Raw genomic sequence first — 1,115 nt, forward strand, 5'->3', positions numbered from 1 at the left:
AAAAAACGAAGCCCGGCATGAGCCGGGCTTCGTGGGACTGCTTGGCGTCGAACTCAGTTCTGGACGTTCAGCTCGGTGCGGCGGTTGCGCGCACGGCCTTCCGGATTGTCCGAACCGTCGTCGTTGGTGTTCGGCGCGATCGGGCGGCTCTCGCCGTAACCCACCGGGCCCACCAGGCGACCGGCGTCGATGCCGTTGCTGGTCAGGTAGTCGTACACGGCGCTCGCGCGACGCTCCGACAGCTTCTGGTTGTACGCGTCGGTACCCTTCGAGTCGGTGTGACCGGCCACTTCAACCCGCAGGTCGGGGTAGCGCTTCAGGATCTCGATCGCCTCGTTCAGGATCGCCACCGCGTCAGGACGCAGGGTCGACTTGTCGAAGTCGAAGTTGACACCCTTCAGGTCGATCGACACCGGCACCGGGCAGCCGTCCGGACCGATGGTCTGGCCAGCCTGCGAATCCGGGCACTTGTCGTCGCAATCGTTCACGCCGTCACCGTCGCTGTCCATGTCGGCGCAGCTCGGGGCCGCCGGCGCCGGCGCGACCGGGGCGGTCGGCTCCGGACCCAGCGGAATCACCACGCCCACCGAGGCGAGGATGTCGCCGAAACCGTCTTCTTCCGGCGCAGCAAAGCTGCTGTCGTTGAAGTCGGCACGGTACGCCAGTTCGGCGCGCACGCCGACGCGACGGGCCAGGGTGCTCTGCACGCCGACGCCGACCTTGGCGGCAAAGTTGCCGTCTTCCACCTGGCCGGGGGAGTTCGGGTTCGGGAACGCGTCAAACTCTTCTTCCGAGCGCTGGTAGCCCAGGCCCATCAGCAGGTACGGGTTCCAGCTGCGGCCTTCGGCGATGAAGTGGCGGCGCAGGTCCAGCGAAATGCCGTACTGGCTCCAGTTCAGGTCGTCGTTGGATTCCTTGTTCGGGTTCTGGTAGTTCAGCTCACCGTCCACCGACCAGTTCGGGCTCAGGAACTTGCCCAGGCCGATGGTGCCGAACGGCACGCTGTCGGTCCCGCGGTCACTGTCCTGGAAGTTGTAACCGACGCTGCCGGTCAGGTACCAGCGGTCGTCGAACTCCTGCGCATTGGCGGCCTGCGCAAAGCCGATGCCGGCGAG

General features: G+C 66.3%; 1 protein-coding gene. It reads right to left on the reverse strand.

Features of this window, described 5'->3' with window-relative positions:
* Window positions 1–53: 53 nt before the first annotated feature.
* On the reverse strand, window positions 54–1,115 hold a 1,062-nt coding region (locus H570_RS0100150), incomplete at its 5' end, for an OmpA family protein (protein WP_027078993.1).

This window comes from Luteimonas mephitis DSM 12574 (assembly GCF_000422305.1).
GTDB classification, from domain to species: domain Bacteria; phylum Pseudomonadota; class Gammaproteobacteria; order Xanthomonadales; family Xanthomonadaceae; genus Luteimonas; species Luteimonas mephitis.